12 protein-coding genes are annotated in these 14,415 nt (G+C 67.7%); 7 read left to right on the forward strand and 5 right to left on the reverse strand.

Translation table 11 applies throughout. The annotated features are described in order from the left end of the window. Positions 1-239: 239 nt before the first annotated feature. From LOC57_RS03225 to LOC57_RS03240, 4 genes are all read left to right on the forward strand, one after another. Entirely contained in the window at positions 240-1,634 is a 1,395-nt protein-coding gene (locus tag LOC57_RS03225; RefSeq protein WP_229958025.1) for a sensor histidine kinase, read from the forward strand. A gap of 184 nt (positions 1,635-1,818) precedes the next feature. Continuing rightward, complete coding sequence (locus LOC57_RS03230) at positions 1,819-2,574, forward strand: response regulator transcription factor (protein WP_229958027.1); 756 nt, start codon at positions 1,819-1,821, stop codon at positions 2,572-2,574. A gap of 109 nt (positions 2,575-2,683) precedes the next feature. After that, positions 2,684-3,565: an ABC transporter ATP-binding protein gene (locus LOC57_RS03235; RefSeq protein WP_229958030.1), complete on the forward strand. Its 882-nt coding sequence runs from the start codon at positions 2,684-2,686 to the stop codon at positions 3,563-3,565. Continuing rightward, positions 3,562-4,797 carry an ABC transporter permease gene (locus LOC57_RS03240; RefSeq protein WP_229958032.1) on the forward strand — a complete coding sequence of 412 codons (1,236 nt, stop codon included), beginning with the start codon at positions 3,562-3,564 and terminating at the stop codon, positions 4,795-4,797. The genes LOC57_RS03235 and LOC57_RS03240 overlap by 4 nt, the downstream gene beginning before the upstream one ends. A 2-nt stretch (positions 4,798-4,799) precedes the next feature. On the opposite strand, the gene malQ is transcribed toward LOC57_RS03240, so the two are convergent. Together malQ and LOC57_RS03250 are read right to left on the reverse strand one after the other, a co-directional pair. Next, positions 4,800-6,974, reverse strand: coding sequence for a 4-alpha-glucanotransferase (malQ, locus tag LOC57_RS03245; protein ID WP_229958034.1), 2,175 nt, complete (start codon positions 6,972-6,974; stop codon positions 4,800-4,802). Positions 6,975-7,040: 66 nt separating this feature from the next. Beyond that, complete coding sequence (locus LOC57_RS03250) at positions 7,041-7,373, reverse strand: DUF6221 family protein (protein ID WP_227911841.1); 333 nt, start codon at positions 7,371-7,373, stop codon at positions 7,041-7,043. 128 nt (positions 7,374-7,501) lie between these two features. Between LOC57_RS03250 and LOC57_RS03255 the strand changes: the two genes are divergently transcribed. Beyond that, positions 7,502-7,744, forward strand: coding sequence for a hypothetical protein (locus LOC57_RS03255; RefSeq protein ID WP_227911842.1), 243 nt, complete (start codon positions 7,502-7,504; stop codon positions 7,742-7,744). Positions 7,745-7,774: 30 nt separating this feature from the next. Here the strand turns inward: LOC57_RS03255 and LOC57_RS03260 are convergent, their stop codons facing one another. Then, on the reverse strand, positions 7,775-8,539 hold the full coding sequence (locus LOC57_RS03260; RefSeq protein WP_227911843.1) for an SDR family NAD(P)-dependent oxidoreductase: 765 nt from the start codon (positions 8,537-8,539) through the stop codon (positions 7,775-7,777). 176 nt (positions 8,540-8,715) lie between these two features. Then, a complete protein-coding gene (locus LOC57_RS03265) occupies positions 8,716-12,183 on the reverse strand; it encodes a bifunctional proline dehydrogenase/L-glutamate gamma-semialdehyde dehydrogenase (RefSeq protein WP_229958036.1) in 3,468 nt (1,155 codons plus the stop codon). Between the two features lie 139 nt (positions 12,184-12,322). On the opposite strand from LOC57_RS03265, the gene LOC57_RS03270 reads away from it, so the two are divergent. Then, complete coding sequence (locus LOC57_RS03270) at positions 12,323-13,222, forward strand: LysR substrate-binding domain-containing protein (protein ID WP_229958038.1); 900 nt, start codon at positions 12,323-12,325, stop codon at positions 13,220-13,222. 219 nt (positions 13,223-13,441) lie between these two features. Continuing rightward, complete coding sequence (locus tag LOC57_RS03275) at positions 13,442-13,819, forward strand: hypothetical protein (protein WP_229958040.1); 378 nt, start codon at positions 13,442-13,444, stop codon at positions 13,817-13,819. A 36-nt stretch (positions 13,820-13,855) separates the two neighbouring features. Here LOC57_RS03275 and LOC57_RS03280 read toward each other — a convergent pair whose 3' ends face one another. After that, positions 13,856-14,326, reverse strand: a complete 471-nt coding sequence (locus LOC57_RS03280) for a hypothetical protein (protein ID WP_229958042.1) — start codon at positions 14,324-14,326, stop codon at positions 13,856-13,858. Between the last annotated feature and the right edge of the window lie 89 nt (positions 14,327-14,415).

A 14,415-nucleotide genomic window follows, 5' to 3' on the forward strand; every position in this document is an offset into this window, starting at 1 on the left:
CGACGACGGCGCCTCCGCAGGCGTTCCGCTCCCGCTCCCCGCACCTTGTGGCAATTCCCGCACTGCGCGGCGCGGGGAATGACGCAAAACGCGGCGAACCGGACAAAGCGCGGGGAATGGCTGCGCCAGCGAGGCCGCATCCGTGCCCGGGTTCCGGTCCGACGACGGCGCCTTCCCTCCCACGTCCCTCATCCCCGCGGCGGAGCCCCGCACCCTTTCCGGCTCCTAGACTGGGCAGCATGATTGACACCCTGGCCTTCGACAGCCCCGGCCGGCGTGCGGAAACCCCGCCCGCGCCGCACTGGCGCGCCCGCCTCCCCTGGCGTACCGGCGAAGACTGGGAACGTCCCGGGCCCACGCCCAATCAGCAGCGCAACGACGTAGTCAGCGCCGTGGTCCTGCTGCTGGTTTCGGCACTGGTTCTGGAGGTTAGCCGCGGCATCGGCGCGGCAGCGGGTGAAACCCGGCCCATCTGGTTCCAGCACCTGGCCTTGGCCCTGATCATCCTGCCGCTGATGGTTCGGCGCCGCTTCCCCGTGACGGTCATGCTGCTGTGCAGCACCGGCTTCCTGTGCCTGTCCCTGCTGGTCCCGTCGGTGAGCACGCAGTTGACGTTCGCGGGCGCTTACTTCGCCGCCCTCTATACGGCCGTGGCGTGGTCCCGGGACCGCCGGATCCTGTGGATGGGATCTGCGGTGGTCATTGCCGTGATGGCTTTGTGGGTGTTGCTCTCCTTCACCGTGTCCTCCGCCTATGACGGCATGCTGGAACGCCTGATGGAGGGCGATGAGACCTACCGCGGTGTCCTCCCGCCCCTGGCATCCCTGGCCATCTACAACTCGCTGATCAACGCGGCATACTTCGGCGGGGCCATTATTTTCGGGATGGGTGCCTGGCGTGCTGCCCACCGGCGGGAGCTGCTGGTGAAGCAGTCCGCCCAGCTCGAGGCGCAGTCCGCGGAGCTGGCACGGCAGGCGGTGCTGGACGAACGCCTGCGCATTGCCCGGGAACTGCACGACGTCGTCGCCCACCACATTGCGGTGATCGGCGTCCAGGCCGGTGCCGCGCGGCGGGTCCTGGAGAAAAAGCCCGAGGCCACCGCCGGTGCCCTGCAGACCATCGAGGCCTCGTCCCGGGAAGCGGTCGCGGAAATGCGTTCGCTGCTCGGTGTGCTCCGTGCTGGCGAGGAACCACCCGCAGCGTCCGACGGCGGGGCGAGGCGCACGCCCGAGCCGGGGCTGGCGGAGCTGCCGGCGCTGGTGGCCGAGCACCAAAAGCTGGGCTTGTCGGTCACCTACCACCGCTCCGAAGAGACTCCCGGGGACTTGGACGCAGTCCCCGCGCCCATGGCCCTGTCCATTTACCGAACCATCCAGGAATCGCTGGCCAACGTGCGCCGGCACTCCACGGCCGGGTCCGCCGTCGTCGCCCTGCGCACCGGTACGGCGGAAACCGGCAGCTGGGTGGAGGTGGAGACCGTCGACGACGGCCGGCCCCGCTCGAGCAGTACCGCCGGCTCCGGTTTCGGCATCCGCGGCATCCGGGAACGGGCCGCACTGCACGGCGGCGAGACGGAAATCGGTCCCCGATCCGGCGGGGGCTGGCGGGTCCGGGTCCGTTTCCCGGTGCGCTGAGGCCCGAGCCGCGAACCGCCGCCAACGGTCACAGTCCGTCAACAGTCACAGTCCCGTCACATCCCGGGCCGCGCCGGGGATTCCCTCCCGCTCCGCGCCGCTGCCCGCTACCGTGGCTGCCGGGGGCGGCAGCGTGCTGCCATTTGCCCGGGCCGTGCCCGGGCAGAAAGGAAGAAACACAGAGATGGAACCGATCCGGGTGCTGCTGGCCGATGATCAGGCGCTGGTGCGGGCGGGCTTCGCCATGATGCTCTCCGTGGAAGAGGAAATCGAGGTGGTGGGGCAGGTAGCCAACGGCCGCGATGCGGTGGACTTCGCCGCTGCGCATCCGGTGGACGTCATCCTGATGGATGTGCAGATGCCCCAGCTGGACGGGATCCGTGCCACGGAAGAAGTCGTCCGGGCCGGCACGGCCAAGGTCATCATCCTGACCACCTTTGAACGCGATGACTATCTCTTCGACGCCCTGCGGGCCGGAGCCAGCGGTTTCCTGCTCAAGAACGCCGATCCGGATGACCTGGTGGCAGCTGTGCACGCAGTGGCCGGCGGCCACGCCCTGCTGGCACCGGAAATGACGGTGCGCGTCATTGAACGCTTTGCCCGGCAGGCCCAGGAACAGTTTGTTCCCGGCAGCGGCCCCGCAACCGCACCGGAAGGAACCGCATCCCCGGGAACGCAGCCTTCGCCGTCGGCCGCCACCGCCGCCCAGCGGAAGCTGCTCGCCACCCTGACCGCCCGCGAACGTGAAGTTTTGATGAATGTGGCGGCCGGGCAGTCCAACGCGGAAATAGCCGCCGGCATGTTCGTGGCCGAGGCGACGGTCAAAACCCATGTCTCCAACCTGCTGGCCAAGATCCAGGTCCGCGACCGGGTGCAGGCCGTGGTGTTCGCCTACGAATCCGGGCTCATCCTTGCGGGGGACAAACCCGCCGCCGGGTAGGCGCCGCGGATTCCCCCTGGCGGGCGATCCGCCCCGCTCGGCGGATGCCTAAACTCGGAAGCAGCAGAACACCACCGAGCCCGGCACACCGGGAAAAGGAGCAGCCGCCATGCTGCAGGTCCGCAACCTCACCCGGCGTTTCGGGGAGAAAACGGCTGTCGACGACGTGACGTTCGACATTCCGTCCGGCCAGATGACCGGCTTTGTCGGCGCCAACGGTGCCGGGAAAACCACCACCATGCGCATGATCATGGGCGTACTAACCGCCACCTCCGGCGAAGTGCTGCTGGACGGCGCCCCCTTGACCGCCCAGCGGCGGGCAACCTTCGGGTACATGCCCGAAGAACGCGGCCTGTACCCCAAGCAGCCCATCATCGACCAGCTGGTCTACCTGGGCCAGCTGCACCGGATGAGCCAGTCCGCGGCCCGCCGTGAAGCCCTGGACCTGCTGGAACGCTTCAATCTGGCGGACCGCAGCAAGGACAAACTGGAATCGCTGTCCCTGGGCAACCAGCAGCGCGTGCAGATTGCCGCATCCCTGCTGCACCGGCCAACCGCGCTGATCCTGGACGAACCCTTCTCCGGGCTGGACCCGGTGGCCGTGGATTCCATGGTGGAACTGCTGCGCGAACGTACCGCCGCCGGTGTGCCAGTGCTGTTCTCCAGCCACCAGCTGGACCTGGTGGACCGGCTCTGCGACAACCTGGTGGTGCTGCAGCAGGGACGCCTGATGGCCGCGGGCTCCGGCGACGAGCTACGCGCCGCGGTCCCCCGCCGGCACCGCATCACGGTTTCCCCCGACGCCGGCTGGCTGCGGGAAGAGGCCGGGCTGAGGGTCATTGACGTCGCCGGTCCCACGGCCCTGGTGGAGTTCGACGACGACTCCGGCGCCCAGCGCACCCTCGCCTCCGCCGTCGCGCGGGGTACGGTGCACGAATTCACCCCCATCCGCCCCTCCCTGAGCGACATTTACCGTGAGGTGACCGCATGAGCACTGCAACCCGTACCCCGGAGAAACCAGAGAACCCGGAGAAAACCGCCGAACAAGGCAGCACCACCCCTGCCTGGGCCGTGGTGACGCTGCGCGAGGTCATGGTCAAGATGCGGGACCGCACCTACATGATTTCCACCCTGGTCACCATGGTGCTGATTGTCGGCAGCGTCCTGTTCAGCGGCTACATGTCCTCCCGCGCTTCCGATTTCACCGTGGCGGTCACTGATTCCGCCGGTTCGGAGATCATCACCGGCGCGGACGCCGTCGGACAGGAAAATGACGGGAACACCTCCTTCGAGGTCCGGACCGCGGACTCCGAGGACGCCGCCCTGCAACTGGTCCGCGACGAAGAGGCCGACGCCGCACTGCTGCGCGGGGAGGAGGGCACCTGGACGCTCACCGGCCGGGAAGACATCGATGCGGAACTGCGCGGACCGGTGGCGGATGCCCTGACCAGCTACGTCATCAGCACCAACGCCGCCGCAGCCGGAACCACGGCTGAGGAACTGACCGCCGGCAGCAAGCTGGACGAAGCCCTGCTCGAAGGCGACGCCGAGAACTCCTCGGTGGCTTCCGCCGTCGGTTTCGTGTTCAGTTTCCTCTTCTACATGGCCACCATCATCTTCGGGATGGCGATTGCCACCTCGGTGCTGGAGGAGAAGCAGAACCGGGTGGTGGAGATCCTGGCCACCGCCATCCCCATCCGCCAGCTGCTCTACGGCAAGGTGGCCGGCAACACCGTGCTGGCCATCATCCAGCTGGCCCTGTACGCCGGGGCGGCCCTGCTGGCGATGAACCTAACCGGAACCGCGGAGACGCTGGGCTTCATCATCCCGGTCTCGGGCTGGTTCCTGGTCTTCTTCCTGGTCGGGTTCCTGATCCTCGCTGCCGGCTGGGCCATGCTTGGTTCCATGGCCAGCCGCAACGAGGACCTGAACAGCAGCTCCACCCCCGTGATGGCGGTGATCATGGCTGCCCTGTTCGCGGGGATATTCGCCAAGGGGCAGCTGCTGGTGCTCGCGTCCTTTGTCCCGGTGATCTCCTCGGTGGCCATGCCCATCCGGATGCTGAGCACCGAAGTGCCGCTGTGGCAGTCCCTTGCCTCACTGGTTCTGGCACTGGCGTCAGCTTACGGCCTGCTGTCCTTCTCGGCACGGATCTACCGCCGGGCCGTCATGCAGAGCGGCGGCTCGCTGACCCTGCGCAAGGCCATGAAGCTGGAGGAGTAGGCCTAGATCCCCTTCTGCATCAGCGCAGCCAGGGACCGGAACCGGGGGTTTGCCTCCAGGTCGTCCAGCAGAACCGCCTCTCCGTCGGGACCGCAGAGGGGTATCCGCCAGTTCGGGTATTCATCGGCGGTCCCGGGCTGGTTCTGGGTCTTCTTCTCCCCCACCAGATCCGCCAGGGCAACCCCGAGCAGCACCGAGGGCGTCTGCAGGATGAACTCGTGCAGTGCCTCCACCGTCTGCTGGATCTGCTCGCCGCGCAGCTGCCCAGCGACCTCCCCCTCGGCTGCGGCAGGCAGCAGGCCGCGCTGCCGCAGCGCCTCCAGTACGGCTTCCTGCGCCTCGCTGTCCGCCTTGCGTTCTTCTTCCACGGGCCGGTTCAGCAGGCCCAGTTCCTCGCGCAGGTTCACGTGCTCTCCGGCCAGATATCCCGCGGTAGGCGGCAGGTCATGGGTGTTCACGCTGGTCAGCGCGCCCGCCCGGTACTCCTCGGGAGCAAGCGGGCCGTCCTCGGTCTGCTCGAACCAGAGGATGGACGTGCCCAGCACCCCGCGTTCAGCCAGGTAGTCCTGCACCCACGGCTCGAAGACGCCCAGGTCCTCGCCGATGACGACGGCGCCGGCACGCTGCGCTTCCAGGGCCAGAATGCCGATCAGCGCCTCATGGTCGTAGTAGACGTAGGCGCCCTCACCGGGAGACTCGGCGTCCTGCGGGATCCACCAGAGCCGGAACAGGCCCAGGATGTGGTCCACGCGGATCCCGCCGGCGTGCCGGAGGATGGTGCGGATCATGTCCCGGTATGCGGCGTAGCCGGACTCGGCCAGGCGGCCCGGGTGCCACGGCGGCTGGCTCCAGTCCTGTCCGCGCTGGTTGAACATGTCCGGCGGGGCTCCCACGGAAATGCCGGAGGTCAGCACGTCACGCAGCATCCAGGCATCCGCACCGGCGGGGTGTACCCCCACCGCAAGGTCGTGGATGACGCCGATTCCCATGCCGGCCTTCCGGGCCGCCTGCTGCACGGCTTCGAGCTGTTCGTCGAGGATCCACTGCAGCCACTTGAAGAAGCCGATCCGTTCCTGGAGCCTGGGCAACTGCGCCAGCACGTACTCGCTGTCCGGACCGGAGGCGTCGTCCCATTCCGGGGCGCCCGGCTCCAGTTCCTCGGCCAGCGCACACCAGCGGGCGAAGTTCTCCAGGCCCTGGCCGGCGTCGGCCGTGAATTCCTCGAACTGCCGCTGCCGGGCCGGGCTGCGCGGGACGCCGTAGACGTCTTCGAGGACCTTCAGCTTCCCGGCGAAGCTGGCGTCCCGGTCCAGTTCGGCAGCCGAGGTGTTGGCCTCATACAAGCTGCGGGCGGTGTCCTCGGCCGCCCGGTGCTGCGCATCGTCCAGGTAGGCGTACTCCGGCACGGCTTCCACCCGGATATACAGCGGGTTGAAGAACCGCCGGGTGGTGGGCAGGTAAGGGGACGGTTCAATGGGCGGTGCGGGCTCGGCGGCGTGCAGCGGGTTGATCAGGACGAATCCGGCGTCATAGTCAGAGCCGGCGACGGCGGCCAGGTCCGCCAGATCGGTTAGGTCACCGATGCCCCAGGACCTGGAGGAGCGCACCGAATACAGCTGTGCCTGCACTCCCCAGGCCCGCTTGGCCAGCAGTGCGTCGGCGGTGCCCAGCCGGTCCGGCGTCACCACCAGCACCGCCTCCGCGCGGGTATCTCCGCTCGTCAGCTTCAGTCGGTGCCAGCCCAGTTCCAGCCCCTCGGGCAGCGGCACCGCGGTGCGGGCCACCAAAGTGCCGTCCACCTCCAGTTCCGCTTCGGGGGTGGCCGGCCAGTCCAATTCCTGTTCACCGCCGTCTTCCAGCCGAAGAGTCAGTTGTGCGGAAGTCCCGGCGGGCAGGTGCACCGCGACAGTACCCGGGGAGCCCTGCCGGACGACGGCGGTGGGCGGCAGCGGCCGCTTCCAGACGGCGGCCCGGGACTGTGCCAGTGACCGTTCCAGATCCTTATCCGTAGCCGTGTCCAGCCCCATGGCGGACAGCACCCGGCGCAGGGTGGCGTCCGTGACCTGTTGTTCGGACCCGTCCCAGCCCTTGAACGTGGTGGCGACGTGGTGGAAGTCAGCGAGCTGGTGGAGCAGATCGGTGTCCGGCACAGATTGATCAGTAGGCTTTGCACTCATGGAACCAATCTATTGCCCAAAGCGCTCCGACGCATACGCGGGCCCCACGGCCCGCCTGGTGGCCGGTTAGGGGCGTTCCTGCGTGAGCCGCCACGCGTCCTGGAAATCCGGGTGGTCCTCGTGCACGGCGGCGAGGGCGGACAGGGCCAGCCGCGTCCATTCCAGTTCTTCCCGGAACCGGGGATCATCCTCGTCCTCTTCGTCCAGGATCATGCGGGAGAGGGCATGCCGGCGTGCTCCGCCGATGATCTCAATGAGCATGAGCTTGGTTTCGCATTCCTTCAGCAGGCGGTCTTCATACCAGCGGTCGGAGAGGGAAACGTTCGGGGAGGCGAGGAGTTTGCGGGCTTCGGAGATGTCTTCCTGGAAGCGTGTGACCAGGAAATCCACGATATCCATGGCCGAATCCTACCCGCGGCTGCCGTCCGGGGGTGAGGGTTGCATGCGTGATCGGGAATATTTGATGCATATGCGTTTGTTGGCATAAATATCAGCCCGCTAGGAATCAACCCACTAGGAGACGCCCTTTGCCGGTAGCAAGCGCCCAACCTTCAGCCCCCTCGGCCCGAACCGTGCGTGCCAAGCGCGTACGCAGCATCCGTTCCCTTCACCGCGGTGACACCGTGGAAGCCCGCAGCGGCGGGGAAACCTATTTCCGCGGCTCCGTACAAGAGACTGCCCCGGGACTGGCCACTGTCTGGATCCGCGACGAATCCACCGACGTGCGGACCGCCGTCAGCATGGATGACTTCTCGCTCTGGAAGGTCTAGTGCCGCTTCGAGGATCAGAGCGGCAACGCCTCAGCGGTCAATCAGCGCACCGGCGCTGATGTTCAGTGTGGCGGCAGTCATGCTGGCAGCGCGGTCCGAGGCCGCAAACGCCGCCGCATAGCCGACGTCGTCCAGCGTGGCGGCACGGCCCAGCATGGTGGCGTTGGTGATGGTGTCGGCAATCTCGCCGGCACCTTCCATATTTTCCGGCAGGGTTTCCGGAATGCCCCCGGTGCGCAGGGTCAGGACCCGGATGCCGTAGCGCCCCAGCTCACTGGAGAGCTGCCGGCGCATCGCTTCCATGGCTTCGAACGCGGTCTGCAATCCGCCTAGGTACAGACCCGGCACGGGGTCCCCGGACCCGCCGAAGGCCAGGATCACCCCCGAACGCTGCCTCATCATGTGCCGGGCTGCGGCCTGCGAGGTGAGGAAAAAGGTCTGCACCGCGGTGTCCACCGGGCGCAGGTACTCCGCCACGGGCATTTCCACCATGGGGGTGCCCTGCACGTCTCCGTGCTGAATCACGTTCAGGGAGATGTCCAGGCTTCCCGCCGCGGCCGCTACGTCGTCGGCATGCTGGTTCACGGCCCGCTCATTGGTGGCATCCAGCAGTGCCGTGTCCGCCACTCCCCCGGCCGCCCTAATCGCCGCAGCCACCGCCTGCAGCGGCTCCGGGGTGCGCCCGGCAAGGAACACGCGGGCCCCTTCACGGGCGAAGGCCTGCGCCACCGCGCCGCCGATAGCCCCGCCGCCACCGTAGATGACGGCGTTCTTGCCCATAAGCAGCGGCTGCATGTTTGCCTCCCGGACGGCGTGCCGAAGCCCGATACACCCCGGCCACCCCATCATCAGCCGCCATTGCAGCGGAGACAAGGGCGGGCCCGGGCGAATGTACAGAAGGGCGGGAAGCTTACGGCTTCCCGCCCTTCTGTACTTTTCTGCGGTGCTTTTCCCGGCAGGCGGCTGCGGAGTTAGATCAGCGCATCCGAAAGGTGGTTCGGCGTGCCGAAGCGGTGCGCCGTGATGCTGACGGCCTGCTCATGCAGGAACGGCAGCAGCTCCAAGCGGCCGGATTCGGTGACCGGCTGGGCGTACACGGCAATATCCGGGGTGCCGCCGGTCGCCTCGGCCAAGGCCCGGGCGGAACCGCCGATCAGCCGGACCCGGCCGTTCTTCAGCGAGGCAGCGGCGGAAGCCAGCCAGGCGGCGTCGTCCTCCACCCGGAACTGGAGCCCGAGTTCGGTCAGGACCGCCCGCACGCCGGCGGGGAGGTCGACGGCGGTGGATACGGCCACCGTTGACCCTGCCGTCAGCGCTGCGGTCAGCACCCGGACGAGCCGGGCCGCCGGCTGGCCCTCGGACAGGCGGACAGTCACCGGCACGGGAACGTACCGGAACACGTTGCGCTCTGCGGAGAGTGCGGAGACGTCCTTGGCGGTGCCGAATTCGCTGTTCCAGGCCTGCGCGTCACGGTTCGCCGCGCGGCGGAGGAAGGCGGCGTCGTCGGCGCTGAAGGCCGACGCGGCCGATTCCGCCGCAGCTACCAGGCGTGCCGCCGGCGCTGCTGCGGGGAGCTCAAGGGCTGCCTCGGAGGTGCCGTCTACCGCTTCCCAGTTGCCCAGCCCGATGAGGTAGTTGGGGCCACCCGCCTTGGTGCCGGCGCCCACGGCCGATTTCTTCCAGCCGCCGAAGGGCTGGCGGCGCACAATGGCGCCGGTGATGCCGCGGTTCACGTAGAGGTTGCCGGCAGAGATGCGGTTCAGCCAGACATCCATTTCCGCCGGGTCCAGCGAGTGCAGGCCGGCGGTGAGGCCGTAGTCGATGTCGTTGGCCATCTCGATGGCCTCTTCCAGCGTGTCCGCCGTCATCACGCCCAGGATCGGGCCGAAGTACTCGGTGAGGTGGTACTCGGAGCCGCGGCGGACGCCGGTGCGGATGCCCGGGCTCCACAGCCGGCCGCTCTCGTCGAGCTGTTCGGGCTGCAGCAGCCAGGTTTCCCCCACGCCCAGCTCGGTGAGGCCGCGCAGCAGCTTGCCGGCGGCCGGTTCGATGATCGGGCCCATCTGAGTGGTGGGATCCTCCGGGTAGCCGACCTTCAGGGACTGCACGGCGTCCACCAGCTGGTTGCGGAAGCGCGGGGACTTAGCCACGGAGCCGACCAGGATTACCAGCGAGGCGGCCGAGCACTTCTGCCCGGCGTGCCCGAAGGCGGAGGCGGCGACGTCGCGCGCGGCCAGGTCGAAGTCAGCGCTCGGGGTGACAATCACAGTGTTCTTGCCGGAGGTCTCGGCCAGCAGCGGCAGGTCCGGGCGGAAGGAGCGGAACAGTTCGGCCGTCTCGTAGCCGCCGGTGAGGATCACGCGGTCCACGGCCGGGTTGGAAATCAGCTGGCGGCCCAGTTCCTTTTCGCCCAGCTGGACCATCTGCAGCACGTCGCGCGGGACGCCGGCTTCCCAGAGGGCTTCCACCATCACTGCGCCGGAGCGTGCGGACTGGCGGGCGGGCTTGATGACGACGGCGGACCCGGCGGCGAGCGCTGCCAGGGTGGAGCCGGCGGGAATGGCCACCGGGAAGTTCCACGGCGGGGTGACCACGGTCAGGCGGGAGGGCACAAACCGGGCGCCTTCCACGGTGTCCAGTTCACGGGCCAGCTCGGCGTAGTAGTGCGCGAAGTCGATGGCCTCGGAAACCTCGGGGTCCGACTGGTCCAGGGTCTTGCCGGTCTCGGCGGCCATGACCTCCATCAAGTCGGCGCGGCGGGCCTCAAGGACTTCACCGGCGCGGTGCAGCACTTCGGCCCGCTCCGCACCGCTGAGCGCACCCCAGGCCTTGCCCTGGGTGACGGCAGTGTTGATGACGGCTTCCAGCTCGGCTTCGGTGCTGACTGCGGCGGCGGCCACAGCGGCCTCGCCCAGGTCCGAGCCGGGCACACGCGCCAGGATGCCGCGGCCCCAGGCCTGGTTGGCGGGCAGCGACGGATCGCTGTCCGGAGTGTTGTCGAAGCTGTCCGCGGCGGCAGCGGCGGCCGGCATGTTGCGGTCCTGCACGCGGTGCGGTGCGGGAACGGCGGTGTCCAGGTTCTCCAGCGAGGCCAGGAAACGCAGCTTTTCCCGCTCGAACAGGGCCTCGTTCTCGGCCAGCTCGAAGACGGCTGACATGAAGTTCTCGGAGCTGGCGCCCTCTTCAAGGCGGCGGATCAGGTAGGCGATGGCGACGTCGAACTCCGCCGGGTGCACCACCGGGGTGTAGAGCAGCAGGCTGCCGACGTCGCGGCGCACCACCTCGGCCTGGCCGGCGGCCATGCCCAGCAGCATTTCGAATTCGATGCCGTCCCGCACGCCGCGTTCCCCGGCCAGCAGCCAGGCGAAGGCGACGTCGAACAGGTTGTGCCCGGCCACGCCGATCCGCACGTTGGAGATCCGGTCCGGGTGCAGTGCGTAGTTGATGACGCGCTTGTAGTTGGTGTCGCTGTCCGCCTTGGAGTGCCAGGTGGCCAGCGGCCAGCCGTGCAGGGAGGCTTCCACCTGCTCCATGGGCAGGTTCGCGCCCTTGACCACGCGCACCTTGATGGCGGCTCCGCCCTCGGCACGGCGGGCGGCAGCGAATTCCTGCAGCCGCATCATGGCCGAGAGGGCGTCCGGCAGGTAGGCCTGGAGCACGATGCCGGCTTCCAGTTCTTTGAACTCAGGCTTGGAAAGGAGCCCGGTGAAGACCGCCATGGTCATCTCCAGGTCCTTGTATTCCTCCATGTCCAGGTTGATGAACTTCTTCACGGGGGACTGCGCGGCACGGCGGAAGAGTGGGGTCAGCGACTCGATCACATGCTGCACGGCCTCGTTGAAGGCCCACGGCGAGTGCGGGGCCACGGTGGCGGAGACCTTGATGGAGACGTAGTCGACGTCGTCGCGGGCCAGCAGTGCGTGTGTGCCCTCGAGCCGGCGGGCGGCTTCATGCTGGCCCAGGACGGCTTCGCCCAGCAGGTTCATGTTCAGCCGGATGTTCTCCTTGCGGATGCCGGCGATGGCCTTGCCCAGCTTGGCGTCGGTGGCGTCCACAATCAGGTGGCCGACCATTTCGCGCAGCACCCTGCGGGCGGCCGGAATGACGATCTGCGGCACCACCGGGCCCAGGATGCCGCCCGCGCGGACGGCCGCGCGCATGTACCAGGGCAGGAAGCCGGGCACGCGCGGGGCCAGGGCGGCCAGGTTGCGGGCGGCGACGCGGATGTCTTCGGGGCGGACGACGCCGTCCACGAAGCCCACGGTGAAACCGAGGCCGTCGGGGTCCTTGAGGACGCCGGCCAGCTGCGCTGCGGAGGCGTCCACGGGGACGGCTGCGGCCTCGGTGAGCCAGCGGCGGACGAGGGCTACGGACTGCTCTGCCAGCGCGGCGTTGGGGACGGCATCGGCGGTGGCGCGGTCCTCAAAGGTGTCGGTCATTTTCCTGGTGCTCTTTTCGTCTAACAAGTGGGGTTCCCCCGAGGTACTGACTCAGTATCCGCTTGTAGTTCAATTAGATAAAGCGATCTTTTCCGACCAATACTGGTCAGCTTTCCTGAACGTTCTACGAGGGGTTCCCGTGCTCGATATCCGCCGGCTGCGGCTTCTGCGTGAATTGAAGGTCCGGGGTACCTTGGCGTCTGTGGCCACCGCGCTGAACTTCAGTCCGTCCTCCGTATCCCAGCAGCTGGCCCTGCTGGAAAAGGAGGTGGGAGTGGAGCTGCTCCGCAAGACCGGCCGCCGGGTGACACTGACGCCGCAGGCGGAAATCCTGGTGGACCACGCCGCCCGCATCCTGGACTCCATGGAATCCGCCGAGGCGGATCTGGCCGAGTCGCTGACCACGGTTGCCGGCACGGTCCGGGTGGCCGTATTCCAGTCCGCCGCGCTGGCGCTGATGCCGGACGCGCTGACCATCCTGGGCCGGGACTACCCCGAGGTGCGTATTGAAATGACCCAGCGCGAACCGGAAACGGCACTGTATGAAACCTGGGCCCGGGACTTCGACCTGGTTATTGCCGAGCAGTACCCCGGGCACGCCGCTCCGAGGCATCCCGGGCTGGACCGGGAACAGCTGACCACTGACGCCATCCATCTGGCCGTGCCTGCGGAGAACCTGGGCGGGCCGGATATCCGCTCCATTGCCGACACTGCCCCCCTGGCCTGGGTCATGGAGCCCCGCGGTGCAGCTTCGAGGCACTGGGCGGAGCAGGCCTGCCGGCAGGCCGGGTTTGAACCGGATGTGCGGTATGAAACGGCGGACCTGCAGGCGCAGATTCGGCTGATCGAGTCCGGCAACGCCGTCGGGCTGATGCCGGAGCTGGTCTGGACGGGCCGGCCCCCGACCGTGCGGCTGCTGGATTTGCCGGGCAAACCGCGGCGGACCATCTTCACTTCGGTGCGTGAGGCCGGCAGCCAGCGTCCGGCCATCCGTGCCTGCCGGGAAGTGCTGGAACGGACGGCCCGGCTGGTGGCGTAGGGGCTTGGGGTGTACTCCTGCCGGTTTGGGATTCTCCTGCCGGTTTGGGATTCTCCTGCCGGTTTGGGATTCTCCTGCCGGTTTGGGAAATCCCTCAGCTGCGCACTGGCAGGAATTTCCCAAACTGGCAGGGATTTCCCAAAGTGTCAGGGTTTCCGAAGTGCGGAACTCCGGAATCGCCGTTCGCCGTTCGCCGTTCGCCGTGCAAGGATTCGGTCCATGGACGCAGCATTTGTGAGGTACCAGGCGACAGAACTCAGCCGCCGCGGAAACAGGGTGGGGATCTTTGGCTTAGCCAACAGCCTGGCCGCAGAGGAAAAGCTGTCCCGGGACGACAGTGAGTGGCTGGCCAGTGCCAACGCCTGGTACAACGCCGCCTACCCGGATCCGTGCGTGTCAGACCCCTCGGTGTATGACCGGGATCTCCACCCGCACGCGCAGGCCTGGTTCAAGAGCACGGCCGTTCATCTGCTGGCCAGGGTTCCGGGGTACCTCGCCCTCTTGACCCGCTACGGAGTTCAATGGGAGGAAGTCCGGTCGGCACATCCCGGAACCGTTATCTATGAGGATGCCCTCCAGGTAGTGGTGGATCCGTAACCGGGAACGCCGTCAAGACCTGGCATTTAGCCGGACTCAGCCCACTTCGTAGGGCGCGCACGTTGCTTGGAGGTCCGCAATGGTGCTTTGCCAGGCGAACATGTCGAAGCTCGATCCGGCAGCCTGGCTTTCGGCCGCAATGATGGCCTTACCCAAGGACGAGACCAGCTCATCCAACTGCACGTCCAGGCCCTCCGGCGCGGTGAGGGCGATGCTGCGGATCTGCTTCTCCACTGTGCGGGCGCTTTCTGCCGGCCCGTTGAATCCGTAGGTACCCTCATTGATTCGCACGAAATAGCTGGCCTGGGAAAGCACCCCTTTGCCCTCCGGCCCGAGGAGTTTGCGGCAGGACTGCTCCAGTGAATCCTTTGCCGACGCCGTCGGAGTGGCGGAAGGCGCGGGGGTAGCGGAAGGCGCTGCCGGTGCCGCGGCGGGTTCCGTCCCTGCCGCACTGCAACCGGTGGTGAGCATCAGGGCAAGGGCCGCAATGGCGGCGGTTTTTCGCATGGTTCCCCCGGGAATCGAAGACAGTTGCCCCACCTTAGCGGGTAACAACGGGGACGGGAAACCTTCCGGCGTGCCGCCTGCAACCCAGC

This window comes from Arthrobacter sp. zg-Y750, assembly GCF_020907365.1.
Lineage (GTDB): Bacteria > Actinomycetota > Actinomycetes > Actinomycetales > Micrococcaceae > Arthrobacter_B.